Origin of the sequence: Streptomyces gelaticus (assembly GCF_014649535.1) — a bacterium.
GTDB lineage: Bacteria > Actinomycetota > Actinomycetes > Streptomycetales > Streptomycetaceae > Streptomyces > Streptomyces gelaticus.
This window is the reverse complement of sequence record NZ_BMTF01000031.1, coordinates 35,144-60,105: the sequence shown is the minus strand read 5'-3', so window position 1 is coordinate 60,105 and position 24,962 is coordinate 35,144. Positions and strand designations below refer to the sequence as shown.

Genomic DNA, 24,962 nt, shown 5'->3' with positions numbered 1-24,962 from the left:
CGGCTGGATGAGGTGTTCATGGCCGCCCCCCGTATCGATCGGTCCGGTCCCAGTGTTGCCCCACGGGCGTCATTCCGCAGGGATTTCGCAGCAGCACTTCTCCTTACCCGGAGGACGCATCACCCGCGCGGACGGTTCACCGCAACTGCACTGTCCCTTCGGGTGGTTCGGGGTGGTCGGTACGGGCTAGTCCGGACGGGCGCGGAGTGCGACCCGCCAGCACAGTGCCCCGCGGCCGGGGACGGCGGCGGGGCACAGCGCCGACGGGGCGCGGTCCGGTTCTCAGGCCGGTGATCCGAGCAGGGGGCCGGGGCCGGAGGTGATGCGCAGCGTCATCACGCGGAGCAGATCGGCGACCCGATGCGGGCGGTGTGCCGCGATACCCGGTGGGGCGGGAGCGAGCGGAACCAGAAGATCGGCGGGGGCGAGCGTCCCGCCGGAGGCGTCGGCCTCGATGTCGCCGTGCAGCCACAGCGCCAGCATGTAGAGCTCCGGGATGGACAGCAGCCGCGGCTGGTAGGGCGGCGTCACCGTCTCTGCCTGGCGCAGGGCGAGTTCGGTCGATGCGATGTAGGGGCCCTCGAAGAAGTGCGAGAAGGCCCAGCCGTCCGGAGTGAGCATGGTGTCCGCCGCGGCGACGGCCTGTTCCGAGCTGCGGATCAGGAACCGCCACCCGGCGAGCCGGGTGGCGGGAGCGAGTCCGTTCGGCCCGATCCGCTCCAGTACGTGGACGGGGAGCGGGAGTTCCGGGCTCAGTGGTCCCTCGGCGGACCGGAGGGAGGGTGTACGGGCTTCGCGGACCGCGGTGGGTGAACCGAGTGCCGCGAGAACGCTGCGCAGAGCGGGCGCGGGAGCCGGGGGTACATGCAGCGGCATAGTGGGTCGCCTCTCACTTCGGAGACACGGTGGTGCGTGGGCGGGTGCAGACGGCGCTGTCGGCATGCGGGGCCAGAGGAGGCCGGTGACTGGGCCGGTGCGTCAACTCTCTGCCTCGTCCGCGGAGTTTATACGACACGTGTTCACACGGTGATTCCACTAGCCGTCGCAGGCATTGCCTACAAGGTGGTATCAAGACTTTATTATGCGGAGAATCTGCTGATTTCGTGTCAGCGGTGCAGCCGCAGCCAGGGGTTTTCCTCGGTTGCGGACGGCTGAAAAGCTTCGGCTTTTTCCCTGGTGCCCGGTGGGGAAAGCGCGGACTGCGTCATGCCCATGGAATGTGCCCCGGGCTTCGCCCTCAGATTACTGGGTCCGCCGCGTTCTCGTGGGCGTTATGGATCACCTCGCCTGGGCATTATCGATCGTGACGCGAGCGGCCTGGGCCGCGGGCCGCCCACTTGAGGGAGGGACGCTCCGATGGGGGAGAAGGTCGTGGCGGGCGCCTTTGACCTGTCCGATCGGCAGGGGTACCGGAAGAAGCTCCACCAGTGCCTGGAGGGACTGGAGAGACTTCTCGCGGAGCAGAGGTTCGACCGGCCGCGCAACCTCATGGGCGTGGAGATCGAGCTGAACCTCGCGGGCGCCGACGGCATGCCGAAGATGATGAATGCGGAGGTCCTCCCACGCATCGCGAGCCGTGATTTCCAGACCGAACTCGGGATGTTCAATTTGGAGGTGAACATAGTCCCGCACCGCCTGGGCGGGCGTGTTTTCGATCAGCTGGCCGAAGAGCTCAGGGCCGGACTCGGATATGCCCACCGGAAGGCGGGCGAGGTCGATGCCGGGATCATGATGATCGGTATTCTGCCCACCCTGCGTCATGAGGACCTCGTCCTGGCGAACATCTCGGACGTGGACCGCTACACACTGCTGAACGATCAAATGGTGGCTGCGCGGGGCGAGGATTTCCGCATCGATATCCAGGGCGTGGAGCGATTGGTCTCCACCTCCGCCTCGATCACCCCCGAGGCCGCCTGCACCTCGGTCCAGCTCCATCTGCAGGTGACTCCGGAGCGGTTCCCTGCCGTGTGGAACGCGGCCCAGGCCGTCGCCGGTGTCCAGATCGCACTCGGCGCGAACTCACCCTTCCTGTTCGGCAAGGAGCTCTGGCGGGAGTCGCGGCCGCCGCTCTTCCAGCAGGCCACCGACACCCGGCCGCCCGAACTCCAGAACCAGGGCGTGCGGCCCAGGACCTGGTTCGGTGAGGGGTGGACCGGTTCGGCGTACGAACTCTTCGAGGAGAACGTGCGCTACTTCCCGCCGCTGCTCCCGATCTGCGACGAGGAGGAGCCGCTGCGGGTCCTCGACGAGGGCGGGGTGCCGCGGTTGCAGGAACTGGTGCTCCACAACGGAACGGTCTACCGCTGGAATCGGCCCGTGTACGGGCTGGTCGACGGCGTACCCCATCTGCGGGTGGAGAACCGGGTTCTGCCCGCCGGCCCCACCGTCACCGATCTGATCGCCAACGCCGCGCTGTACTACGGGCTCGTACGGGCGCTCGCCGAGGAGTCCCGTCCGGTGTGGACCAGGCTGCCGTTCGCCGCGGCGGCGGAGAACTTCGACACCGCGTGCCGCCTGGGCATAGGCGCGGAGCTGACCTGGCCGCGCCCCGGCCGTGCGGGCGGACTGACCCGGGTGCCGGCCGTCAAGCTGGTACGGGACGAGCTGCTGCCGCTGGCCGCTGCGGGGCTCGACGCCTGGAACATCGAGCCTGCGGACCGCGACCGCTATCTCGGGGTCATCGAGGAGCGTTGCAGGCGCCGGGTGAACGGGGCGTCCTGGCAGGCGGACAGCTACCACCGGGCTCGGGAGGCAGGGTTCGACAGGCACGCGGCGCTCGCCGCGACCACCCGGCGGTACACGGAACTGATGCACAGCGGGGAGCCCGTGCACAGCTGGCCGACCGGTGCTCCCAAGCCGTGACCCCGACACCGCGGATGCCGTGGCCCGGCGCCCCGTGCGGTACGGCCGTTCCCGGTCCGGCGGTGTCCGGGGGCTACTCCTGGGTGGCGTGACCGCTCTGGCCGGCCGTCATGATGGCCTGCAGGATCACCGTCTGGATCTCGGCCGGGTCGATGACCTGGTAGCCACCGCCACCGGTCACCTTCGCTATCTCGTTGACCTCCTCGCGGTCCGCCTCGGGACCGACAGCGATGGCGAGCAGCGGCACCGGGCGCTCCGGATCGGCGATCCGCTTCAGTTCCGCGATCAGGGCACTGCGGGAGATGGAGAGGTCGTCCTGGTTCGATCCGTCGGTGAGGATCACGACCGCGTTGAACTTGCCCTTCACGTACGTCGCCTGGGCGTCCTTGTAGGCGGCCAGCACGGTGTCGTACAGACCGGTCGCGCCGCCCGGCACGGGCTTCAGTGCCGCGAAGGCCGCGGCCAGCTTCTCGCGGTGGGTGCCGCCGCCTTTCGCCGGGGCGCCCAGCCGGGTGGCCGGCACCAGTCTGCGGTAGTCCTTGTCGCCGTCGAGCGCGGTGGCGAACTCCCAGAGCCCGATCTCGTCGTTCGGGGTGAACTGGTTGAGGGCCTGGATCAGGGAGGCCTTGGTGACGTCCATCCGTGACTGATTGCGTCCCGGGACGATCGTGGCCATCGACCCCGACGTATCCACGACCGTGGTCAGCCGAGCGCTCTGCACCGTGATCGTCCACATGCCGAGCGTCTGCTGGAGCGCCTCGGCTGTCGGTGCGGCGGCGGCCGCGGTGGCATACGGCTGGGGTTTCCTGCCACCCGCCGACGCGACCACCGACTCCCCGGCCGCGCCGTCGATGTCCCGGAAGCCGTTCTTCTCCAGGATGTCCTGCGCACCGGGTTCGTTCAGCAGTGTCATGAACCGCAGCGCCGCCCGGCCCTCGGACGTGCTCATCCGGTTCTCGTCGACCAGTGTGTACGGATAGTTGAGGAGCGGAGTGCCGTCCTCGGGGTAGAAGAGGTCGAGCTTTCCGCCGCCGGTCGACTCCGCGTTGTGGGCGAACGCGGCCTGCTCGGAGAGGAGGACCGCCTGGTTGCGCACCGGGTTGCCCTGTTCGGTACCCGAATCGCTCTGTGCCAGTGTCTCCAGGACCTGGGTGTCACCGTCCGACATGCGCTGCGCGAGCAGCTTTGCGGTCGCCGCGACCCTGGTGTCGCTGTCTCCTCCCTGCTTCTCGGAGGACGCACCGATGCTGGCGAGCGCCAGCAGGCCGGTGGCGCTGCGGGCCGGGTCGGCCGCGCCGAGGCGGACCTTGTCCGACTCCGTGGCCGCGGCCGTCAACTCCGCCCAGGAGTACTTCTTCTTCGGCCAGCCGAGGCTCTTGGCCGCGGACGGCACCATGGCCAGGGTCACGGGGGAGGACGCGACGGAATCGCCCGGTGCGACCGGGACGCCGTCACCGGAACCCTTGGCCCGGTCGACCCAGAGGTCGGAGTCGGGCAGCCAGACCTGGAAGTCCGGGGTGCGGGCGTTGCTGGAGAGGGCGTCGGCGACCTTGTAGGAGTCGCGGGCGACCACCGTCACGTACAGGCAGCGACCGTCGGAACGCACCTCGTCCTTGCGCGCCTTGTCGGCGACGGCGCGAATGGACGGTGCGATGTCCGGCGAGGCCATCATGGACAGCCGTACGGCCGAGTCCTCGCAGCTCTTCGAGAACGACAGCAGGCCGCCCTGGGCCGCGACGGCCGTTCCCGCCGCCACCGCGAGCACGAGCATGGTCGCGATCGCGACGGTGCGCCGGCGGCGCGGCGGTGGTCCGTCCCCGCTTCCGTCTCCGGCGTGCTCGTCGGGCAAGCTGTGACGTCCCATGTCGGTGGTGCCCCTCCTTGAGGATGAACAAGGAAAAGGGGGACCGCACCATCGGCGATGGTGGTTGTCCCCCGGCCTCTCGCGCATGATTTTCGTACCTGCATTCGAGACCCTAGTCGGACGGGGAGCAGGATGGGGCACGAATGCACAACTGAAGGCAGGTGTACAGGTGGAGGCGGGGCTTATGGCTGATTCTTTCCCCCAAGAGGCTGTTCCGCGACGGATTCTGCGGTCCGAAACGGTCCTCGTGCTGGCTCTCTCATTGGGTGCCAGCGGGGTGTCTGCCCTGATCAGTTTTGTCGGATCACTGACGAAACCAGGGGGTTTGAAGGATCAGGCCGCGACGCTCAACAGCTCGTACGCGCCAGGGCGTCCATGGCTGGATCTCGCCTGGCAGCTCTTCGGTATCGCGACGGCCCTGGTGCCCGTCGCGCTGGTCGCGCATCTGCTGACAAGGGAAGGTGCGGGCCTGAGGGTCATCGGTTTCGACCGCACCAGGCCGTGGCCGGACCTGGGGCGCGGCACGCTGGTCGCGGCGGGCATCGGAAGCGCCGGACTCGCCTTCTATCTGGTGGTCCGGGCGGCCGGATTCAATCTGACCGTGGTCCCTGAGTCACTGCCCGACGTGTGGTGGAAATTCCCGGTCCTGATCCTGTCCGCGGTCCAGAACTCCGTCGTGGAGGAAGTGATCGTCGTCGGGTATCTGCTGCGCAGACTGGGACAGTTGGGGTGCACGCCGATGGCCGCCTTGGTCGCCAGTTCGGTGCTGCGGGGTTCGTACCACCTGTATCAGGGGATCGGCGGCTTCATCGGCAACATGGTGATGGGCGTCGTCTTCGTGCTGCTCTACCGGCGCTGGGGGCGGGTCGGGCCGCTGGTGGCGGCACATGCCTTGCTGGACATCGGGGCGTTCGTCGGATATGCCCTGCTTGCGGGGAAGGTGGGCTGGCTGCCCACGCCGTGAGGGAGCGGCGGGAGGCCTGTACGGCCTCCCGCGCCGCGTGCAGGCTCAGAGCGTCGTGAGCAGTTCGCCGTCGATGACCGTCACGGCCTCGCCGGTCAGCAGGGTGCGGTCGCCGCGCAGCGAGGTCCGGACCAGGCCGGAACGCGCGGAGGCCTGTAGTCCGGTCAGCTCGTTGCGGCCGAACCGGGCCGACCAGAAGGGTGCCAGCGCGGTGTGGGCGCTGCCGGTCACCGGATCCTCGTCGATCCCGACGCGTGGGAAGAAGCCGCGGGAGACGAAGTCGTAGCCGCGGGACGGGTCCTGCGCGGCGGCCGTGGCGACGACGCCCCGCCGGGAGACATCGGCCAGCGTGACGAGATCGGGGGTCAGCCCTCGTACGGTCGCCTCGTCGGAGAGTTCGACGACCAGGTCGCCGATGTGCGGGCCGGTGTCGTGGACGGACAGCGGCTCCGCGCCCAGGGCGGCGGCCAGCCCGGCGGGGGCGGTCTCCGGTGTCAGCGGGGCGGTCGGGAAGTCGAGGGTGATGGCGCCGTCCGGGCGGGTGGTCGCGGTGAGGATCCCGCACCGCGCCGCGAAGCGCATCGTACCGCTCGCCGTGCCGGTGGTGTGCAGGATGTGCGCGGTGGCGAGGGTGGCGTGCCCGCACATGTCGACCTCTGTGGTCGGGGTGAACCAGCGCAGCGCCCACTCCGCCTCGCCGCCCGGCGGCAGCGGGTGGGTGAAGGCCGTCTCGGAGAGGTTCAGTTCCATGGCGATCCGCTGGAGCCGGTCGGCGTCGGGAAAGGTGTCGGAATCCAGGACCAGGACTCCCGCGGGGTTGCCGGTGAAGGGGCGGTCGGTGAACGTGTCGACGATACGAATCCTCATGGCGCGACCTTACGTACGGTGCGGAGCCGGGGGCCAAGGCCGATCCGGTGTCACTGGACCTGGAATGCCGAGGGGTGAACGGCGCCGCCGGAACCCGGTGCGGACCGCGTCCGGGCGGTGCCCCGACCGCGGCGTCGTGAGGTCCGGCCGCCCTTGGCGCCGTCCTCGCGGGCCGGCCGTGCCGATGTACTTGTCCGTCCCCGGGCACCGCACTACGTTGCCGACGTGGATCTCTTCTCACGATCCTGGGCGGCCGTGCGCACGGCGGTCGCCGAGCTTCCGGACGAGGACTTCGCGAAGCCGTCCGGCTGCGCCGGCTGGCTCGTACGGGACCTGGTGTGTCATCTGGTCATCGATGCCCAGGACGTCCTGATCACCCTCGTGACCCCGACCGAAGCGGAACCGACCCGCGACGCGGTGACCTACTGGGACATCGCCGCGACACCGCCGACCGGTGACGAACCGCTGGACGCGCTGACCGTCCGGCTGGCTGCCGCGTACGAGGAGCCCGGACTGCTCAAGTTCCACCTCGACGACGTGGGCTCCGCCGCCGGCCGGGCTGCCGGACTCGCCGCCCCCGGCCTCAGGGTCGGCACCCGGGGCGAGGTGCTCACCGCGGGGGACTACCTCCGTGCATACGTCCTGGAGTGGACGCTGCACCACCTCGACCTGGTCGCACACCTCCCGGACGCGGCCGGGCCGCCCGCGGAGGGACTCGCCCGGTCCCGCGAGATGCTGGAGAGGATCGTCGGGGCCGCCTTTCCCGCGTCGTTCTCCGACCGGGCCGCCCTCCTCGTCGGCACCGGCCGGCGTGCCACGACCGACGAGGAGATGGCCGAACTGGGCGAACTGGCCGCGAAGCTGCCGCTGTACCTCGGGTGATCCTCCGCGCTGAACGGGACCTTCGGCGGGGGCGGGCCGAGGAGCGGGGAACACCGCCGGGCTCCCCGAGGACGCGGTGGGCCTCGACCGGCTGCTGCCCAATGGCAGCGACTACGGGGCCAGCGGCGCGGCGGGCTCGGCGAGTCTGTACGACGAGATGGCCCACGACCCCGGCGCCTGGGGCCCGAGGGTGTGCGGCACCGTGCCGACCGTTGCGGCCGTCGCCCAGGCAGCGGCGCTGATCCGGCTTGCCACCGGGGTGGCCCCGCACCGGTCCATAGAGGTGCGTTGCTCCCATGACCGCAGGCGGTTGCCGGACAAGGGATTGTCGGGCGACTGATTCCGATATATCGTTGACGCATCGCGACAGATCAATAATGGAAGGAGTGTGGCGATGCGTTCACATGGACACGAGCATGAGTTCGGGTATGGGCGCGGGCACTGCGGGCCCGGTCATCAGGGGCGTGGCGACTTCGAGGGGCGGCGGGCGGCCTTCGGGCAGTTCGGGCCGCCGTTCGGGGGCGGGCCCTTCGGGGGTGGACCCTTCGGTGGCGGGCGTGGCCGGGGCGGCGGCCGGGGGAGGGCGCGGCGTGGTGACGTACGCGCGTCGATCCTGGCGCTGCTCAAGGACCGGCCGATGCACGGCTACGAGATGATCCAGGAGATCGGGGAGCGCAGCGGTGGGGTCTGGCGGCCCAGTCCGGGCTCGGTCTACCCGACCCTTCAGCTGCTGGAGGACGAGGGTCTGATCGTCAGTGCTAGCGAGGGCGGCAAGAAGCTGTTCACGCTCACCGACAGCGGCCGCACCGAGGCGGATTCGGGGCCCGAGGCGCCCTGGGAGGAAGCCGGGCGTGGCGTCGACTGGGAGAGCGTCAACGAGATCCGGCAGGCCGGCTTCGGTCTGATGGAGGCGTTCGGCCAGGTCTGGAAGACCGGCTCGGCCGATCAGCGTCAGAAGGCTCTCTCGGTCGTCAATGAGGCCCGCAAGAAGCTGTACCTGATCCTTGCCGACGAACACTGAGCCCGTGGACGCGGTGTCCGGGGGTGAGGTGACAAGGGCCTCGCGGCCGGGCCGCGAGGCCCTTTCCGTCGGGCGGGTGGCGTCAGGCGGTGATGAGGCCGCCCAGCTTGCGCAGTGATTCGACGAGCGCGGCCGTCGCCGAATCCTTGAGCTTTCCCGCCATCAGGGAGACCGCGGCGCCGGTGAACTCCCCGTCGATGCGGACAGTGGTGGCGTTCCCGTCGGGGGTCAGTGAGTAGCGCATGGCCAGGTTGACGCCCATCGGGCCCTTGCCCTTGGTCGTCAGCAGGCGCGCGGTCTCCAGTTCCGTCACCGTCCAGGTCACCTCGGCCGGGAAGCCCATGAGTTTCATGTTCTCCTCGTAGGTGGCCGAGAGTTCGAGCGTCTCCGGGCCGCCCTTGGGGAAGCTGGTGTGGGTGGCGTTCCACCGGCCGTACGCGGAGAAGTCCGTCAGCTGGGCCCACACCTTCTCGGCCGGTGCTTCGATGCGTGCCTCTGCGCTGACTTCGGCCATGCGACCACCCCTTCTCGGCGGGTTACGGTGTTGCGGAACGTAGCCGCAGTGGCCGGAACATTCAATACTGATGAACCGTCAGATCTATCTGGTCGGTTCCTTCCCCTCCCGCGCGCCAGATCAGGGCGGCGTCGAACCGGTCGCAGGCGCGCGGGTGAGGGCCCTCGTCGTGGCAGTGGAACGCGGCCCAGAAGAGGTCGGCGCGCAGTGCGTCGGCCGGTGCGTGAACCCGGTACACGTACTCCCGTCCGTCAAGTGCCTGCAGGGCGACCAACCAGGACATGTCCGCGGTCTCCCTTTCCGGTTGTCGCGTGGGTATGGCGTGTGGGACGTAGGGGAACGGATTCCGGTTGCCGAGGGAGCGCGTGGCAAGGCGGCGCGCGCCCCTTGCTCCGATCGGATCCGGAAATGACGAGATCTCATCCGCAAGGAGGAGAAACCGTTCGGGTGTGCCCAACTTGCGTGGGATGCCTGGATGAGTCGTTGCGGGGATGCATCGGCGCTGTGTGCCTGATGGGGTGGGAGGCGTGCACAACCGGATGCCGCGGATTCCTCAGCAACCCGTACCGAACCGCGCCGAGCTCGACGCCAGACTCACGGTGGAGCTGGCCGCCGTGGTGACGGGCGCCCGCAGACGTGCGCTGCGCGACGGCGACCGGCAGATCGACACCGCGCATCTGCTGCACTCTCTCATCGAATCGGATCCCGCGGTGCGGGCGGCCTTCGAGGGCGGGCCGCAACTGGCCAGGGTGCTCGGCTATCTCGTCCAGCGCAGTATCGGGTACGGGCTTCGCTGGCAGGGCTCGGTGGAGGACTCCGGCGCGCTCCCGGTCGTCCCGGACCCGCATTCCGCCGTTCGGGAGGCGGAGGGCTGGTCGCCCTCGGCCGCCGCGGCGATGGCCGGAGCGCTCGACCGGGCGGAGAAGCGCGGCGATGCACGGGCCGGAGGGCTCGATCTGTTTGCGGCGCTGGCCATGGATCACGAGTGCCGGGCCGTCGAGGTGCTGGTACGCGGCGGGATCGACGCGGATCGGCTCGCCGCCCGGCTCGCGGATGCTTCCGGCCGGGCCGTGGGGGAGATCGGGGGCTGAGCGACCGACGCACGGGCGGCCGGAGCGGCTCCCCGAGCTGACGGGGAAGGCCGTGGTGGAGCCGCATACCCACGGGCGAGTCTGTCAGGGGTGACCGGGGTGACGCTGCTGACCGCAGCTGTCATGATGGGCCGATGCACGCGTCTCAGGGGAGAAGCGCCGGCCTGGGACTAGCCCTGGCCTCGGCGTTCGCATTCGGTGGTTCAGGGGTTGCGGCCAAGCCGCTGATCGAGGCGGGGCTCGATCCGCTCCATGTCGTGTGGCTGCGGGTGGCGGGTGCGGCCCTGGTCATGTTGCCGGTGGCCTGGCGCCACCGGGACCTGGTGCGCAGTCGGCCGGTCCTGCTGCTCGGTTTCGGGCTGCTCGCCGTCGCGGGTGTGCAGGCCTTCTACTTCGCGGCGATCTCGCGCGTCCCCGTCGGCGTCGCCCTGCTCGTCGAATACCTGGCGCCCGCGCTCGTCCTCGGCTGGGTCCGGTTCGTCCAGCGCAGGCCGGTCACCAGGCGGGCCGCGGTCGGCGTGGTGCTGGCCGTGGGCGGGCTGACGTGCGTGGTCGAGGTCTGGTCGGGGCTGAGCTTCGACGTGGTCGGACTGCTGCTCGCACTCGGTGCCGCCTGCTGTCAGGTCGGCTACTTCGTCCTGTCGGACCAGGGGAGCACTGAAGGGGCGGACGGTGTCGAACCGCCGAATCCGGTCGGTGTCATCGCCTACGGGCTGCTGATCGGCGCACTCGTGCTCACCGCGGTTGCACAGCCCTGGGGCATGGACTGGTCGGTCCTGGGTGGCAGTGCCGCCATGGACGGCACGGATGTCCCGGCCTGGCTGCTGCTCGTCTGGATCGTGTTGCTGGCGACCGTGATCGCCTACGTCACCGGAGTGATCTCGGTGCGGCTGCTCTCTCCCGCGGTCGCGGGCGTGGTCGCCTGCCTGGAGGCGGTCATCGCCACCGTGCTCGCCTGGGTGATGCTCGGCGAGCACCTGTCGGCGCCCCAGCTCCTCGGCGGTGCCATGGTGCTGATCGGTGCCTTCATCGCCCAGTCGTCGACGCCGCGGACGCCCTCCGGTCCCGTCGCCTCGGGGCCGGGAACGGGGGTGGCCGAACGGCCGGACGACGGCTGCGCGGATGCCGAGGGGGAGTTGTCCTCCGGGCGCGCCGCGACGTGACGGCGGGACCGGCTGCGATGTGAGGGCGAAGGCCGGCCGTGACGACGAAGACCGGCCCGAGCGGTGCGCCGCGGCGTCGGCCGCCGAGGTGCATGGACTCGGTGTCCGGTGGCGAATCCGTCCGCCACCGGGGCGCGTCAGAGCTCGGTGATGTAGGCGGGTACCCCGATCGCGGGGGCGAGGTCGTCCGCGGGGAGCGGCGCCGCATATCCGCGGGCGAGCGGGACGACGCCCGCCCAGTGGGGCAGTGCGAGGTCGCGGGGGTCGTCGTTGGGGCCGCCCGTGCGGATCTTGGCGGACACCTCCCGCAGGTCCAGCCTGATCACCGCGGTCGCGGCCAGTTCCTTCTCGTCGGCGGGCCGGGAGTCCGCGGAGCGGCCCGGCACCACGTGGTCGACGATGGCGTCGAGGGCGGTCCGCCGCTCCTGCGGGTCGGTGACCGTGTGCGCGACGCCGTGGACCACCACGGAGCGGTAGTTGATCGAGTGGTGGAAGGCCGAGCGGGCCAGTACCAGACCGTCGACATGGGTCACCGTCAGGCACACGGGCAGTCCGGGGTCGGTACGGCCCGCCTCGCGCAGCGGCCGGGAGCCCGTCGAGCCGTGTACGTAGAGCCGGTCGCCGACCCGGCCGAAGAGCGTCGGCAGGACGACGGGTGCGCCGTCGCGGACGAAGCCCAGGTGGCAGACGTACGCCTCGTCGAGTATCGAGTGCACCATCTCCCGGTCGTAGGCCGCCCGCTCCCGGGAGCGGGTCGGGACGGTGCGCTCGGTCGGCTCGTATCCTGCTGCGGCTTCCGGGCCCGTGGTCTGCGGCGATGCGGTGTCCGACATTGCGTTCTCCATTGCTCTAGTGCATAATCTCGTTTGTGCTAGGAGAGTATCGGATTGTCGGGCGGCGCGCATCGGAGATTGCCGCCAGTGTGGAGAGCGGAGTCGGCTCCGGTGAGCTCGAACCGGGCCAAGCACTGCCTCCCATGCGGGAGTTGGCCGATCGGCTGCGGGTGAACCCGAATACGGTGGCAGCCGCCTACCGCACGCTCCGCGAGCGCGGAGTGATCGAGACGGCCGGGCGCCGGGGCAGCAGGGTGCGGCCGCGCCCCGCGAGCACGGCGCGTGGTTCGCTCCGGGTCGAGGCGCCGGCCGGCGTGCGGGATCTGGGGGCGGGCAACCCTGATCCGGGCCTGCTGCCCGCGTTGGGGGAAGTCTTCGCGGCGGTCGCGGGGGAGTATGCCCGGCGACCCGGAATGTACGGGCAGGCGCCGGTGGACCCGGAGTTCGCCGTGCTCGCCCGTGCCGCGCTGGACGCCGACGGGGTGCCGGCCGGGCCCGTGGTCGCGACCTCCGGATCGCTGGACGCGATCGAGCGCGTGCTGGTCGCGCACCTCAGACCCGGTGACGCGGTGGCGATCGAGGACCCGGGCTGGGGCAGCCTGCTGGACCTCGTACCGGCGCTGGGGCTGCGCCCCGTGCCCGTCGCCGTCGATGACGAAGGTCCTTTGCCCGACGCCGTCGAGCACGCGTTGAACACCGGTGCCCGCGCGCTCGTGGTCACCGACCGCGCGCAGAATCCGACCGGCGCGGCGATCGGTGCCGGACGTGCCTTCGAGTTGCAGGGAGTCCTCGCCGGGCACCGGGACGTCCTGCTGATCGAGGACGATCACGGTCACGGCATCGTGGACCTGCCGCTCCATCCGCTGGCGGGCGCCACGGACCGCTGGGCCTTCGTGCGGTCGGTGGCCAAGGCGTACGGGCCGGACCTGCGGGTCGCCGTGCTGACCGGCGACCCGGTCACGGCCGACCGGGTGGCGGGGCGGCAGCGGCTGGGCCCCGGCTGGGTCAGCAGACTGCTGCAACGGGCCGTGGTGCACCTGTGGGCCTCGGGCGCTGTCGATCCGGGCCGGGTGGCGCGGGCGTACGCGATGCGGCGGGACGGTCTCGTGCGGGCACTGGCGGAGCGGGGCGTGGAGGCGCACGGACGCAGCGGGATGAATGTGTGGGTGCCGGTGGGTGACGAGACCGGCGCGGTGGCGAGGCTGCTGCACTCCGGCTGGGCCGTGGCGCCGGGAGCGCGGTTCCGGATGACCGCGCCCCAGGGGATCCGGCTCACCGTCTCGACGCTCGCCGAGGCCGACATCGAGCCGCTGGCGGATGCGGTGGCGGCAGCGGTGGGACCGGTGAAGCCGCTGAACTACGGGTGATCCCCGGCTGCGGCCCGGCCGTCCCGGCCGCCGGAGGTCCGGCCGGGACGGGGTCTGCTCTGGGTGAGTGCAGCGCCCGCCAGGACCACGAGGGCTCCGACCGGTGTGTTCCAGCTCAGCTGCTCACCGAGCACGACCACCCCGGCGGCTGTCGCGATGACCGGGATGAAGTACGTGACCATCTGCGCGGTTGTCGGTCCGACCTCCTCCACCAGGCCGTACTGCATCAGGACCGCGAGGCCGGTGCCGAGCGCCCCGAGGGCCACCACGGCCAGCGTCGGGAGCAGCGGGAAACCGTCCGGGGCCGAGGTGAACAACGGGGTCACCAGGGCGATCTGCGCCGTGCCGAGGAAGAGCTGGCTGCCGGTGAGTGCCAGCGTGGAGGAGCTGCTGCCCGCCAGCGTCCTGCGGACATAGATCCAGCCGATGGGATAGCTGAGGGAGGCGAGCAGGGCCATGGCCGTGCCGCCGAAGTCCAGCCCGGAGAAGCCCTGCCAGGCGCCCAGCACGGTCAGTACGCCGAGAAAGCCGAGCCCGAGTCCGGCGACCCGGCGCCGGGTCGGCCGGTCCTCGGAGAGTGCGACGAGTGACAGGGCCATGCCCCACAGGGGCGAGGTCGCGTTGCAGATGCCGGCCAGTGTCGAGGGGATGGTCAGCTCGGCATGGGCGAAGAGCGAGAACGGCAGCGCGTTCAGGAAGAACGCCGCGACGGCCAGGTGCCCCCAGGTGCGGGCGCCGCGGGGCAGCCGTTCGCGCCGGACGGCCATCGCGACGGCCAGGACCGCTGTGCCGGACAGCAGGCGGCCGAGGGTGACCTGCAACGGGGCGTACCCCTCGGTGCCGACCTTGATCAGGAGAAAGCTGAACCCCCAGATGAGCGCGAGCGCGCCGAACCGGATCCGCCAGTCCGCCGCCGGGCGGGCGGAGGGGGCCGGAGCCGGGGCGGAGGGCTTGGCGGGAGGTGTGGTCCTGGATGTGGCGGCGACGGTCATGAGCCCAACGATGACGAAGCGAACCAATTAGAACAAGCGAGACTTTGTGTGAAGGTCTGCGTAGCATTGCTTACATGTTGAATCTGGAGCGCCTGCGCACCCTGGACGCACTGGCCCGGCACGGTTCCGTGAGCGGCGCCGCCGAAGGGCTGCACGTGACCACCTCGGCGGTCTCCCAGCAGCTGGCGAAACTGGAGCGCGAGGTGGGGCAGCAGCTCCTGGCCAAGAACGGCCGCGGGGTCAGGCTCACCGACGCCGGCCGGCTGCTCGCCGACCATGCGGCCCGGATCCTGTCCCAGGTCGAGCTGGCCCAGTCCGACATCGAGGCGCAGCGCGGCGAGGTGGTGGGCGAGATCCGGCTCTCCGCCTTTCCCACCGCGGCCCGCGGCCTCTTCCCCGCGGTGCTCCGAGCGCTGCGCAGTGACCACCCCGAACTCCGCGTGCATACCCGGGAGCTGGAGCCCGAGGACGGGATCCGCGCGGTGCTCAGGGGTGACACCGACCTCGCGGTGGTGCTGGACTGGAGCAACAAACGGCTGCCCGTGCCCGGTGGCCTGGCCAAGGCAGAACTCCTGGACGACGCCCCGGACATCGCGATGCCGGCCGGTCATCGGCTCGCCGTCCGGGCCGAGGTGGACCTGGAGGAATTCGCCGACGACGACTGGGTGTCCTGGCCCGAGGGGGAGTTCTGCTACGACTGGCTGATGTTCACCCTCCGCTCGAAGGGCATCGAACCGCGCATCGCGCACCTGGCGGGCGAACACCACACCCAACTCGCCCTGATCGCCGCCGGAATGGGCGTCTGTGTGGCGCCGAGGCTGGGCCGCGGACCGGTACCCGACGGGGTGCGGCTCGTTCCCGTACGGCAGAGGATGCGGCGCCACGTCCACGCCGTGTGGCGTACCGACGCGGACCGGCGCCCCTCGATCAGGGCGGCGGTGAGGGCGCTGCGCGCGGCCGGCCGGGAGATGGACGCACCGTGAGCCACGAGCGCCGGCGGGGCGTGCGGGGGCTGTCCCCAGCACCTGGGTCCACCGATCGGTGGACGAGAGGTTCAACCTGACACCTCTGTCCGTCAACTGCCCTGTTCAACAAGGCTTTCGGGCATGAACTCATTCGCTGTGCGCATGGCGCGCCGGAGCGCGCTGCACCCCTGGCGGGCGGTTGTCGGCTGGCTGGTGTTCGTGGTGCTGTGCCTGGTCGTCGGCGGAGCCGTCGGCACCAACAACGCGAGGACGGCCGACTATCGCGTCGGTGAGGCTGGCCGGGCCGAGGCCATGGCGGCCGAGGGACACCTGGAGCGCCGTTCCACCGAGCAGGTGTTGATATCCACCCGGTCGGGAGCCCCCGACGAGCAGGCCGCCGAATCGGCCGCGCGGGACCTCACGGCCCGCATGAGAAGGCTGCCTCAGGTCGCGGACGTGGCCGCGCCGCTGTGGTCGGGCGACGGCCGGATCCTCATGGTCGAGGTGGCGCTGAAGGGCGAGGAACGGGACGCCAAGGACAAGGTCGACGCACTGGCGGCGCAGACCGCGGCCGTTCAGCAGTCCCGGCCCGGGCTGTTGCTGGAGGAGACGGGAAGCCCCGTCATCAGCAAGGGGGTCGACCAGCAGCGCGGCGACGACCTGGCCCTGTCCGAGAAGATCACCCTTCCGGTCACGCTGATCACCTTGCTCGTCGTCTTCGGATCGGTCGTGATGGCCGCGGTGCCGCTGCTGCTCGCGCTCTCGTCGATCGCGGCGGCCATCGGCCTGTCGATGGTGGTCTCGCACCTCTCTCCGGACGCCGGAGTCGGCACGAACGTCATCCTGATGATCGGTCTCGCCGTCGGTGTCGACTACACGCTCTTCTATCTCAAGCGGGAACGCGAGGAACGGGCCCGCAGCGATGGCCGGCTGAGCACCGAGGTACTGGTGGAACTGGCCGCGGCCACGTCGGGCCGGGCGGTCGTGGTGTCGGGGCTGGCGGTCGTCACCTCCACCGCGACGCTGTACTTGGCATCCGACGTGATCTTCTCCTCGCTGGCCACCGGCACCATCGTGGTCACACTGGTCGCCGTGGCGAGTTCCCTGACCGTGCTGCCCGCACTGCTGTCCGTGCTCGGCAAGCGGGCGGAACGCCGCTCACGGCGCCGGGCGGTGCGGGGGAAGCCCGCCCCCCGCACCCGCCGCGAGGGCGCGGGCCGGATCTGGACCGCACTGCTGCGGCCCGCCGCCCGGCATCCCCTCGCCACGCTCTGCGTTCCGGTCCTCGCCCTGGTCGCGCTCGCCCTGCCGCTGACCGGACTGAACATCACGGAGATGAGCCGCGACACGCACTCCCGGGAGATTCCCGCGATGCGGGTCTACGACCGTCTCAACGAGGCCTTTCCCGAGCAGCGGGTGACGCACGACGTCGTTGTGCGCGCCGACGCCTCGCGCAGCCGGGAGGTCACCGGTGCGCTGCGAGAACTGGCCCGGCTTGCGGACAAGGACCCGCTGTTCGCCGGTGGCCCGCGCATCGACACCTCGGCCGACCACCGGATCAGCGTGCTGCGGCTGAAGGTGCCGCACCTCGGCAACTCCCCCCGGGCCCGCGACTCCCTCGACCACCTGCGCGACACGTATCTGCCCGCCACCGTCGGACGGATCGAGGGCGCGGAGTACGGCGTCAGCGGGGACGTCGCCCGGTACGCCGACTATCCCGCCCATCAGAACAGCAGGATTCCGCTCGTCCTCGGGGCACTGCTGCTGGTGACCTTCGCGATGACCGTGTACGCCTTCCGCTCCGTGGTGCTCGGCCTGATCGGGGTCGTACTCAACCTGCTCTCCGCCGCGGCCGCGCTCGGCCTGCTCGTCCTGGTCTTCCAGGGCACCTGGGCCGAGGGGCTGCTGGGCTTCGACTCCACGGGCTCGATCGGGTCGCGCGTCCCGCTCTTCCTCTTCGTGATCCTCTTCGGACTCTCCATGGACTACCAGGTGTTCGTGGTGAGCCGGATCAGGGAGGCCGTGCTCGCCGGTGTCCCCACGCGGCAGGCCGTCCTCGACGGGATCCGCACGTCGGCGGGCGTGGTCACCAGCGCCGCGGTCGTGATGACGACCGTCTTCGTGAGCTTCGTCCTCCTGCACATCATCGAGATGAAGCAGATCGGTTTCGTGCTCGCGGTGGCAGTACTGCTCGACGCCTTCGTCGTCCGCATCATGATCCTGCCGGCGGCACTGCTCCTGCTGGGCGAGGCGACCTGGTGGCCGTCGCGTCCCGTCCCGGCCGCATCGGACCGGACCCGCCGCGACCAGCCACTGGCCGAAGTACGTTGATCGGCATGACTGCTCTCGCCGGGCCCTCGGCCGACGGCTTCTGGACCACATCGCTGCGCCGTTGGAACGCCGTGTGCTGGGTGCTGTTCGTCGCTATGGCCGTTGGGCTCGCCACGATGGACGGGTCCGTCGGGAGCAGGTACGCGGCGCTGGTGCTGCTCGGCTGCGTGGTGCTCTGCTACGCGCTCCTCGACCGTTTCCCCGGCAACCCCGTCGTACGGCCGCACGTCTACCTCTCCGTGCTGGTGCTCGCGCTCGGTGGGCTCGCCGAGCTGGGCGGCAGCTACGCGGCGCTGTTCATGGTGACACTGCCGCACTACTGGATGTTCGGGCGGACTCCCAGGGCCTCGATGGGGTTCCTGGGGCTGGCGACGGCGGCGACGCTGACGGGGAGCTGGTACCGGCAGGGCTGGTCGCTGCAGTTCTTCGGCGAGACCATGGTGTCCACCCTGATCGTCGTCGCCGTGGGGGTACTGATCGGGCTGTGGGCGCACTCGGTGGTCGCGCAGAGCACCGAACGTGCCCGGCTGATCGTCGAGTTGGAACGGACCCAGGCGGAGCTGTCCGAGGCGCACCAGCGCCAGGGGGCGGCGGACGAACGGGAGCGGATGGCGCGCGACATCCACGACACCCTCGCGCAGGGCCTCGCGTCGATCGTCGTGCTGGCCGAAGCGGCCAGGGCGGGACTCGACTCGGAGCCGGCACGGAGCGCCCAGCAGCTGCGCTCGATCGAGTCGACGGCCCGGGAGAACCTCGCCGAGGCACGGGAACTGGTGGGCTCGGCCCAGCAGCAGGGCGGCGCGGCGGCCGGGTCGGTGGCACGGACACTGCGCCGCATCCTGGACCGCTTCGCGGAGGACACGGGGCTCACGGTGGCCGGCGAGCTGGCGGACGTCGAGTGCGACCAGCAGACCCGGATCGCACTGCTGCGGTGTACGCAGGAGTCCCTGGCCAACGTCCGTAAGCACGCGCGCGCCTCCACGGTCGGCGTGATGCTGAGCCGCCGGCCCCACGGGGTGGAGCTGGAGGTCACCGACGACGGCGCCGGATTCGTTCCGGAGGAATCGACGGGTTTCGGGCTCGACGGGATGCGCAAACGCCTGGCGGAACTGGGCGGTCGGCTCACGGTCACCAGCTCGTTGGGCGACGGCACGAGAATCCTGGGGGTGATCCCGCTGGAACCGGCGCCCGGCGACAGCGACGAGGGAAGCGAGGGGACGCGATGACCGGCGGACGAATCAGGGTGGTCGTGGTGGACGACCACACCGTCATGCGGGCGGGCGTCGTGGCCCTGCTGGCCGGTGAGGACGGGATCGAGATCGTCGGGGAGGCGGGGGACGGCCGGGAGGCACTCGGCCTCGTCGAGCGGTACGACCCCGACGTCGCCCTGGTCGACCTGCGGATGCCGGTGCTCGACGGGGTGGGGGTGACCACCGAGATCGTCGCCCGGTACCCGCGCACCCGGGTGCTGATCCTGACCACGTACGACACCGATCAGGACATCGAGCGCGGGGTGGAGGCGGGCGCCATCGGCTATCTCCTGAAGGACACCACCCGCGAACAGCTCGCCGACGCCATCCGCTCGGCGGCGCGCGGGGAGACGGTCCTCGCGCCCCGGGTGGCGGAGAAGCTGTTCGCGCGGATGCGGCGCCCGGCCCAGGAGCCGCTCACCGCCCGTGAGACCGATGTGCTCAACGCGGTGGCGGACGGCCTGACCAACGCCGACATCGGCAGACGTCTCGTCATCGCGGAGGCCACGGTCAAGACCCACCTCCTGCGCCTGTTCGCCAAGCTCGACGTGAGCGACCGGACGCGGGCGGTGGTGGTGGCCATGGAGCGCGGGCTGCTCAGGCGCCCGTGAGGCCACTGCCGAACACGCCCGTCGCGGCCCGGCCGGCCGCGGGCGTGGGGGCGTGCCTCAGGCCGTGAACGGCTCCGGCGGTTGGACCGGGCACGCCGCAGGGCGTCTCTCAGGCTGTGAAAGACCCCGCGAGCTTCCGGAAGTCCCAGGAGGTGATGGCCTGCGGAGTCAGTCGCAGCCAGGCGTGTCGGCCGTCGTGCGGCATGGCGTCCATGCCGAAGTACTTCGCCGCGAACAGCCGTTCCGGTGCGTCGAGTCCTGGGCACGGCTCGCCGGTGCGGGGCGCCTCGCCGATCGGGACGGCCTCACCGGAGAGTTCGATGCCGCGCAGTTCCCCGTACTCCACCCCGTCGTCCACCACCACCGCGATCCTCGGGTCGCGGCGCAGCTGGGACCAGCGCAGGCTGCGGGTGATCGAGTACAGCCAGAGCGAGGTTCCGTCCCAGGCGAACCAGAGGGTGCCGATGTGCGGGCGGCCGTCCTCGGCCACGGTCGCCACCCGGCAGGTGCGCTGCTCGGTGAGATAGGTGTCGCGTTCGGCGTCCGTCATCATGATCCGACGGCCCCGTCGCTGAGTGGCGGTCATCGTGCGCCCCCTCCAGTTTGCTGACTGTATGTCAGAAAGCATGGGGTCTCTTCCCTCGTCACGCAATGGCGGTTAGCCTCTCGCGCCCCGGTCCGCCGCAGAAAGGGGCAGCCGTGCCGTCGAGGAGTCAGCTCGCCGAGCAGCTCGATCCCGCCACCACCGTGCTTCTCACGGTCGAATGCCAGCAGGGGGTCGTCGGCCCCGGCAGCGCGCTGCCCGAACTGGCCGAGGAGGCCAGGTCGTCCGGCGCGCTGGGCCGTGTCGCCCGGCTGGTCGCCGCCGCCCACGAGGCCGGGGTCCAGGTGCTGCACGCGGTGGCCGAACGCCGCCCCGACGGCCGGGGGGCCGGCGGCAACGCCCGGCTCTTCCGGGCCGCCGGCCGGTTGCCCGTGCAGCAGCACACCGGCACGGCCGCGGTACGGATCGCGGCGCCGATCGAAGTGGCCGACGAGGACCTCGTCGTACGCCGACTGCACGGCCTCTCGCCCATCGCCGGCACCGAGGTGGACGCCCTGCTGCGCAATCTCGGCTGCCGGACGCTCGTCGTCACCGGAGTCTCGGCCAATGTGGCCGTCCCCAATGCCGTGTTCGACGCGGTGAATCTCGGCTACACGGCCGTGGTGCCGTCCGACGCCATCGCGGGGGTGCCGGCCGACTACACCCCGGTGATGATCCGCAACACGCTCGCCCTCGTGGCCACCATCGCGGACACGGAAGACGTACTGCGCTGCTGGCTGGGCCGGACGCCCAGCGGGGGCGGTTCCTGAAGTGTGATCCGGAGACGGCGCCCGGCCGCAACGCCGCCTGCGCCGGGCGCGGTCGACGCGCCGCGGCGCGTCGACCGCGGCCAGGAACGCTGCCACGGCGGTGTCGTGGACCGCCTTCCGGCGCACGCGGGCAGCTCGTCGACAGAGGTCCGGGCACTGCCCGGTGACGAGCAGGTCAGGGCGCGAGTGTGATCGAGTCGCCCGTGACCGTGATCTTCCTGGCGGGCAGTGGCCGGGTGGCGGGACCGTGCGCCACGGCGCCCGTCGACGCGTCGAACATGCTGCCGTGACAGGGGCAGTGGATGGCGCCGTCCGCGACGCGCGACACCGCGCAGCTCTGGTGGGTGCAGTTCGAGGAGAACGCCTTGAACTCACCGGCCCTGGGCTGCGTCACCACGACACCCTGGTCGGCGAAGACCTTCCCGCCGCCCTCGGGGATGTCGGCGGTCCTCGCCAGTGCGGTGCCGCGGGTGTCCGTTCCGTCGCCGGCGGCCGGTTCGACCACATCCGAACCGCCCGATTCCCCCTGGTTGGTGCAGGCGGTGAGTGCGGCGGCCACCGAGGCCGCTCCGGCCGCGACGACGACGGCCCGGCGCCCGGGACGTCCCTCGTGGTTCTGCGATGTGCTCATACCGGCTTTCCCTTCCACAGTGTTCACGACTTCGGTCGTCGTTCAGGGGTACGCGCGGTGGGACCCCGGTGTTCAACGCCGGGAGACTTCTCCCGAAAGCCCCTGGGCGGTGCCGCGGCGGAGTACCACGGCGGATGGACGACGACCACACCGTCATCGGCAGATCCGGGCACCGGCATGAGCGGTCGAGGGGGGAGATGTCAGAGGCGTCTGCGAGGCTGAGTGCCATGACACTGAGCAGCTTCAATGACCTCGAGCGGGCCATTCGCAACGGCTGGGGCGCGGACACCACGACGCCCGAGCACCGTCCGGACTGGACTCCGGCCAATCCGGCACGCGACCAGTGCGGTGTCACCGCCCTGGTGGTGCACGATCTGCTGGGCGGTGATCTGATCCGCGGCGAGGTCCATGTCGACGGCGAGCGAGTGGACTACCACTGGTGGAACCGTCTGGGCATGGGGATCGAAGTCGATCTGACCCGTGAGCAGTTCGGCCCCGAGGAGCGGGTCGTCGGCGGCGACGTGATCGTACGGCCCCCGGAGATCGTGCGGCTGCGCGAGGAGTACGAACTGCTCCGCAGCAGAGTCGTGGCGGCGCTGTGCCCGTAGGCGCCACCGCTCCGGGGCCGGCGAGCCGCCGCGTCCCTACGCGTCGTCGGCGCGGAAGACCGGCAGCCCCTCGCGCATCCGGCCGAACAGGAGGCTCCGGTCCAACTGCTCCTCGTCCTCCTCGTCGCCGAACACCTCGTCCACCAGCAGTTCGCGCAGCCGCTCCTGCACGCCCTCGCCGTAACCCTGCTGGTAGTCGTCCAGGTCGAAGTGGGTGTCCGCCTCCACCGCGGCGATCGTGCAGTGCTCGTCCTCGATGACCAGCCGGGCGCGGATGGTGGCCGCCTGGAGTGTCTGGTCGTTGTAGTGGCCGTAGACCACCTCGGCCGCGATGTCGCCGCCGACGGATATCTCGCCGTCGGTGTGCACGGCGTGAGCCGTCATGTCGTCACCGACCGCGACGACGGAGTCGGGGCCGCAGTCGGCCAGGCAGCCTTCGACGGTCAGGGAACCGGTGACCACGAACGGGGCCGCGATGTCCAGATGCCCCTGCACCACGAGATCCCCGTGGTGGAAGAACGGGTTCTCCACCCGCTGGTCACCGGCCAGGGTGCGGTCCGTACGGGCGCCGTCGCCGAGAATCCTTGCGCACAACGCCGGTATCAGCGGCACGTGATCGGGATCGGCGTCGTCACGGAGCTCGGTGACGAACTCCTGGAAACTGCCGAACTCCGGTCGTACGAGATCCGTGAGCCAGCCGCTTGTGTCCGGAACCCCGGCGGCCTCGCAGGCTTCGGACGCGGCGGCCCGCATCGCCTCGGCGGCCCGGCGGGCCACCGCCATGTCGATGGGCAACGGCGTGTCGACCACGGTGCGGGATCCGGTGCGGTCCGACGCATCCTCGTTCACGAGTTCACTCATGGCCGGAGTCTATGAAGCACCACTGACACCGAGCGCGGCCGCACGCCTGGTCAGTGTGCCGTTCTCCAGGCCGAGTTCGCGTTCGGCCGGGCTGACCGCCATGCGCGTGACGACCTCGGGGTGGCTTCCGGTCCCGGTGCCGGCGTGTGCGCCCGGACCGTCGATGACCACGAGGATCTGCATCGTCGCCGCATACGGGTCGTCGCTGCGGAACTCGCCGCGGTGGACGTCGTCGCGGATACATCCCCGAAGCCGCCGCCGGAACTGCCGATCGCGTCGGCGCACGGACTCTAGCGTCGGCTCCTGCAAGCAATGACCGACGCCATGGAGGACAGGGATGAACAACAGCATGCGTACGGCGGCCGCTGCCGCAGCCCTCGTTGCCGGTCTCGTCACGGTCGGCGGCACCACCGGTGCCGCGGCCGCCGAGCGTCCGGAGCGGATCACCGGCCAGGAGCAGCTCGCCAGAAGCATCGCCCGGGCGGTCGCCGCCGAGCAGCAGAAGGGGGCCGTCACCGACGGAGTCATCGGCGGCATGGTCGTCAACTCGTCAACCCCGCGTTCCTGCTGACGATTCGGAGGTGAGCACCGTGGACAGCACTGCGGACCGCGCCCGGGACGGGCGGGAAAGCCCCCTCAGATGGTGCCCGAGCGGCGATGCGAGCCGCCCGGAGACCGTCGTCCTCGGCGTACGGTCCGGGGAGCACGATCAGGTCGTCTACCTGGCCGAACCCGTACCCGCCGCCGATGTTCTCGGTAGCATTCCGGAGGGGATCGCCCCCAACCGGGTGCTCCGGTTCGCCTCGCACTGCGTGTCGGACTGCGCGAACCGGGTCGGCGAGGCCTGCGGGCTGATCGAGCGGATCACGACCGTACCGGCCGAGCCCGGTCCGGCGGCCGTGCCACGGTGCCACCTCCGCCCGCACTGCAAGTGGTGGAACCAGGTCGGTGTCGAGGCCTGCCACCGCTGCCCGGCCCTGACGACACTGGAACCCCGCGACGACGAACTCGCCGTTCTCGTCGCGGACCCGGCGACCACCCGTGAACAGCTGGAGAGCTGGATCGCCGCCGAACGGTGAGCGGAGACGTTCACGGATTCGGTCACGGACCGGACCGAGAATCACGAGAGAAGGGATGTCGTGAACAACTGGACAAGGTGCTTCCGCCCGGACCCCATGGCCGGCGCGCAGATGCTGTGCTTCCCGCACGCAGGTGGTTCGGCCAGTGGTTACATCCCGCTGGCGACCGAGGTCGCGGGGACGGTGGAGGCACTGGTCGTGCAGTACCCCGGGCGCCACGACCGCATCGCCGAACCGTTCGCCGAACGGTTCGGCGTTGTCGTGGACGCGGTGCTGGCCTCGCTCCCCCCGAGCGGGAGCCGGCCGCTCCTGCTGTTCGGACACAGCATGGGCGCGCTCCTGGCGTTCGAGACGGCGCGGCGGCTCGCAGCCCAAGGGCGGGCGCCTGCGGCGCTGTTCGTCTCGGGCAGCGAGGGCCCCTCGCTGCCGCGCCGCTCGCGGCTGCCCGAACCGCCCAGCGACGACGACCTGATCGGGGAGATGCGACTGCTGTCCGGCACGGACGAGTCGCTGCTGACCCACCCGGAGATCCTCGAACTCGCACTGCCGCCGCTGCGCGCCGACTACGCCATGCTGTCCGCCCGCACCTACGTTCCCGGGCCGGCGCTCCACTGCCCGGTCGTCGCGCTGACCGGTGACAGCGACCCCCGGGTCTCCGTCGAGGGCGTACAGGCGTGGGAGCGGGAGACCGAAGGCACCTTCGAGCGGCATGTACTGCCCGGCGGCCACTTCTTCCTGAGTGACCACCTGCCGTACGTCGCGGAGCTCGTCGCCGCGCATGCGCCCGGTCGAACGGCCCGCACGGTCGCCTGAGAGCACACACCGCACAGGGCTTGGGCCCCGCCCTTCCGGG

Annotated in this window: 28 protein-coding genes; 17 read left to right on the top strand and 11 right to left on the bottom strand. The window is 70.8% G+C overall.

Annotation, left to right across the window (positions count from 1 at the left end; genetic code table 11):
• Nucleotides 1–282: 282 nt before the first annotated feature.
• Nucleotides 283–876, bottom strand: coding sequence for a hypothetical protein (locus IE107_RS30710; RefSeq protein ID WP_189547641.1), 594 nt, complete (start codon nucleotides 874–876; stop codon nucleotides 283–285).
• A 480-nt stretch (nucleotides 877–1,356) separates the two neighbouring features.
• Between IE107_RS30710 and IE107_RS30705 the strand changes: the two genes are divergently transcribed.
• Entirely contained in the window at nucleotides 1,357–2,862 is a 1,506-nt protein-coding gene (locus IE107_RS30705; RefSeq protein WP_189547640.1) for a glutamate-cysteine ligase family protein, read from the top strand.
• Between the two features lie 73 nt (nucleotides 2,863–2,935).
• Here the strand turns inward: IE107_RS30705 and IE107_RS30700 are convergent, their stop codons facing one another.
• Nucleotides 2,936–4,726 carry a substrate-binding and VWA domain-containing protein gene (locus IE107_RS30700; protein WP_189547639.1) on the bottom strand — a complete coding sequence of 597 codons (1,791 nt, stop codon included), beginning with the start codon at nucleotides 4,724–4,726 and terminating at the stop codon, nucleotides 2,936–2,938.
• A 184-nt stretch (nucleotides 4,727–4,910) separates the two neighbouring features.
• Between IE107_RS30700 and IE107_RS30695 the strand changes: the two genes are divergently transcribed.
• On the top strand, nucleotides 4,911–5,690 hold the full coding sequence (locus IE107_RS30695) for a CPBP family intramembrane glutamic endopeptidase (protein WP_189547638.1): 780 nt from the start codon (nucleotides 4,911–4,913) through the stop codon (nucleotides 5,688–5,690).
• 45 nt (nucleotides 5,691–5,735) lie between these two features.
• Here the strand turns inward: IE107_RS30695 and IE107_RS30690 are convergent, their stop codons facing one another.
• Complete coding sequence (locus IE107_RS30690) at nucleotides 5,736–6,557, bottom strand: PhzF family phenazine biosynthesis protein (protein ID WP_189547637.1); 822 nt, start codon at nucleotides 6,555–6,557, stop codon at nucleotides 5,736–5,738.
• A 225-nt stretch (nucleotides 6,558–6,782) separates the two neighbouring features.
• Here IE107_RS30690 and IE107_RS30685 point away from each other — a divergent pair, with 225 nt between their 5' ends.
• The 3 genes from IE107_RS30685 (at nucleotide 6,783) to IE107_RS30675 (ending at nucleotide 8,460) form a co-directional block, all read left to right on the top strand.
• The gene (locus tag IE107_RS30685) at nucleotides 6,783–7,439 is read left to right on the top strand and encodes a maleylpyruvate isomerase N-terminal domain-containing protein (protein ID WP_189547636.1); all 657 of its coding nucleotides are present in this window, start codon (nucleotides 6,783–6,785) and stop codon (nucleotides 7,437–7,439) included.
• Between the two features lie 76 nt (nucleotides 7,440–7,515).
• On the top strand, nucleotides 7,516–7,779 hold the full coding sequence (locus IE107_RS30680) for a hypothetical protein (RefSeq protein ID WP_189547635.1): 264 nt from the start codon (nucleotides 7,516–7,518) through the stop codon (nucleotides 7,777–7,779).
• Between the two features lie 54 nt (nucleotides 7,780–7,833).
• Complete coding sequence (locus tag IE107_RS30675; RefSeq protein WP_189547634.1) at nucleotides 7,834–8,460, top strand: PadR family transcriptional regulator; 627 nt, start codon at nucleotides 7,834–7,836, stop codon at nucleotides 8,458–8,460.
• Nucleotides 8,461–8,542: 82 nt separating this feature from the next.
• On the opposite strand, the gene IE107_RS30670 is transcribed toward IE107_RS30675, so the two are convergent.
• Nucleotides 8,543–8,974, bottom strand: coding sequence for a type II toxin-antitoxin system Rv0910 family toxin (locus tag IE107_RS30670; RefSeq protein ID WP_189547633.1), 432 nt, complete (start codon nucleotides 8,972–8,974; stop codon nucleotides 8,543–8,545).
• Between the two features lie 61 nt (nucleotides 8,975–9,035).
• Complete coding sequence (locus tag IE107_RS30665) at nucleotides 9,036–9,257, bottom strand: hypothetical protein (protein WP_189547632.1); 222 nt, start codon at nucleotides 9,255–9,257, stop codon at nucleotides 9,036–9,038.
• A 244-nt stretch (nucleotides 9,258–9,501) separates the two neighbouring features.
• On the opposite strand from IE107_RS30665, the gene IE107_RS30660 reads away from it, so the two are divergent.
• Complete coding sequence (locus IE107_RS30660; protein WP_189547631.1) at nucleotides 9,502–10,065, top strand: Clp protease N-terminal domain-containing protein; 564 nt, start codon at nucleotides 9,502–9,504, stop codon at nucleotides 10,063–10,065.
• A 134-nt stretch (nucleotides 10,066–10,199) separates the two neighbouring features.
• Nucleotides 10,200–11,228, top strand: coding sequence for an EamA family transporter (locus IE107_RS30655; protein WP_229867371.1), 1,029 nt, complete (start codon nucleotides 10,200–10,202; stop codon nucleotides 11,226–11,228).
• Between the two features lie 137 nt (nucleotides 11,229–11,365).
• Here IE107_RS30655 and IE107_RS30650 read toward each other — a convergent pair whose 3' ends face one another.
• The gene (locus IE107_RS30650) at nucleotides 11,366–12,061 is read right to left on the bottom strand and encodes a pyridoxamine 5'-phosphate oxidase family protein (RefSeq protein ID WP_189547630.1); all 696 of its coding nucleotides are present in this window, start codon (nucleotides 12,059–12,061) and stop codon (nucleotides 11,366–11,368) included.
• Between the two features lie 35 nt (nucleotides 12,062–12,096).
• On the opposite strand from IE107_RS30650, the gene IE107_RS30645 reads away from it, so the two are divergent.
• A complete protein-coding gene (locus tag IE107_RS30645) occupies nucleotides 12,097–13,428 on the top strand; it encodes an aminotransferase class I/II-fold pyridoxal phosphate-dependent enzyme (protein ID WP_189547629.1) in 1,332 nt (443 codons plus the stop codon).
• Here IE107_RS30645 and IE107_RS30640 read toward each other — a convergent pair.
• Entirely contained in the window at nucleotides 13,419–14,420 is a 1,002-nt protein-coding gene (locus IE107_RS30640) for a DMT family transporter (protein ID WP_189547628.1), read from the bottom strand. The two genes, IE107_RS30645 and IE107_RS30640, sit on opposite strands and share 10 nt — an antisense overlap.
• A 74-nt stretch (nucleotides 14,421–14,494) precedes the next feature.
• On the opposite strand from IE107_RS30640, the gene IE107_RS30635 reads away from it, so the two are divergent.
• The 4 genes from IE107_RS30635 (at nucleotide 14,495) to IE107_RS30620 (ending at nucleotide 19,577) form a co-directional block, all read left to right on the top strand.
• Nucleotides 14,495–15,403 carry a LysR family transcriptional regulator gene (locus IE107_RS30635; RefSeq protein ID WP_189547627.1) on the top strand — a complete coding sequence of 303 codons (909 nt, stop codon included), beginning with the start codon at nucleotides 14,495–14,497 and terminating at the stop codon, nucleotides 15,401–15,403.
• Nucleotides 15,404–15,526: 123 nt separating this feature from the next.
• Nucleotides 15,527–17,716, top strand: coding sequence for an MMPL family transporter (locus IE107_RS30630; RefSeq protein WP_189547626.1), 2,190 nt, complete (start codon nucleotides 15,527–15,529; stop codon nucleotides 17,714–17,716).
• Nucleotides 17,717–17,721: 5 nt separating this feature from the next.
• Nucleotides 17,722–18,942 carry a sensor histidine kinase gene (locus tag IE107_RS30625; RefSeq protein WP_189547625.1) on the top strand — a complete coding sequence of 407 codons (1,221 nt, stop codon included), beginning with the start codon at nucleotides 17,722–17,724 and terminating at the stop codon, nucleotides 18,940–18,942.
• The gene (locus IE107_RS30620; RefSeq protein WP_189547624.1) at nucleotides 18,939–19,577 is read left to right on the top strand and encodes a response regulator; all 639 of its coding nucleotides are present in this window, start codon (nucleotides 18,939–18,941) and stop codon (nucleotides 19,575–19,577) included. The genes IE107_RS30625 and IE107_RS30620 overlap by 4 nt, the downstream gene beginning before the upstream one ends.
• Before the next feature lie 109 nt (nucleotides 19,578–19,686).
• Here the strand turns inward: IE107_RS30620 and IE107_RS30615 are convergent, their stop codons facing one another.
• Nucleotides 19,687–20,163 (bottom strand): pyridoxamine 5'-phosphate oxidase family protein, encoded by a 477-nt coding sequence (locus tag IE107_RS30615; protein ID WP_189547623.1) that lies wholly within the window; start codon nucleotides 20,161–20,163, stop codon nucleotides 19,687–19,689.
• A gap of 113 nt (nucleotides 20,164–20,276) precedes the next feature.
• Between IE107_RS30615 and IE107_RS30610 the strand changes: the two genes are divergently transcribed.
• The gene (locus IE107_RS30610; protein WP_189547622.1) at nucleotides 20,277–20,930 is read left to right on the top strand and encodes a cysteine hydrolase family protein; all 654 of its coding nucleotides are present in this window, start codon (nucleotides 20,277–20,279) and stop codon (nucleotides 20,928–20,930) included.
• Between the two features lie 175 nt (nucleotides 20,931–21,105).
• On the opposite strand, the gene IE107_RS30605 is transcribed toward IE107_RS30610, so the two are convergent.
• Nucleotides 21,106–21,561 (bottom strand): Rieske (2Fe-2S) protein, encoded by a 456-nt coding sequence (locus IE107_RS30605; RefSeq protein WP_189547621.1) that lies wholly within the window; start codon nucleotides 21,559–21,561, stop codon nucleotides 21,106–21,108.
• A 227-nt stretch (nucleotides 21,562–21,788) separates the two neighbouring features.
• On the opposite strand from IE107_RS30605, the gene IE107_RS30600 reads away from it, so the two are divergent.
• Nucleotides 21,789–22,169, top strand: a complete 381-nt coding sequence (locus tag IE107_RS30600; protein ID WP_229867370.1) for a YunG family protein — start codon at nucleotides 21,789–21,791, stop codon at nucleotides 22,167–22,169.
• Between the two features lie 36 nt (nucleotides 22,170–22,205).
• On the opposite strand, the gene IE107_RS30595 is transcribed toward IE107_RS30600, so the two are convergent.
• Both IE107_RS30595 and IE107_RS30590 read right to left on the bottom strand, forming a co-directional pair.
• Nucleotides 22,206–23,030: a hypothetical protein gene (locus tag IE107_RS30595; RefSeq protein ID WP_189547619.1), complete on the bottom strand. Its 825-nt coding sequence runs from the start codon at nucleotides 23,028–23,030 to the stop codon at nucleotides 22,206–22,208.
• A 9-nt stretch (nucleotides 23,031–23,039) separates the two neighbouring features.
• Nucleotides 23,040–23,315 (bottom strand): hypothetical protein, encoded by a 276-nt coding sequence (locus IE107_RS30590; RefSeq protein WP_189547618.1) that lies wholly within the window; start codon nucleotides 23,313–23,315, stop codon nucleotides 23,040–23,042.
• A gap of 52 nt (nucleotides 23,316–23,367) precedes the next feature.
• Between IE107_RS30590 and IE107_RS30585 the strand changes: the two genes are divergently transcribed.
• From IE107_RS30585 to IE107_RS30575, 3 genes are read left to right on the top strand one after another with little or no spacing between them, the layout of a single operon-like run.
• On the top strand, nucleotides 23,368–23,601 hold the full coding sequence (locus IE107_RS30585) for a hypothetical protein (protein WP_189547617.1): 234 nt from the start codon (nucleotides 23,368–23,370) through the stop codon (nucleotides 23,599–23,601).
• A 19-nt stretch (nucleotides 23,602–23,620) separates the two neighbouring features.
• Nucleotides 23,621–24,109 carry a hypothetical protein gene (locus tag IE107_RS30580; RefSeq protein WP_189547616.1) on the top strand — a complete coding sequence of 163 codons (489 nt, stop codon included), beginning with the start codon at nucleotides 23,621–23,623 and terminating at the stop codon, nucleotides 24,107–24,109.
• Between the two features lie 60 nt (nucleotides 24,110–24,169).
• A complete protein-coding gene (locus IE107_RS30575; protein ID WP_189547615.1) occupies nucleotides 24,170–24,922 on the top strand; it encodes a thioesterase II family protein in 753 nt (250 codons plus the stop codon).
• Nucleotides 24,923–24,962: the final 40 nt, after the last annotated feature.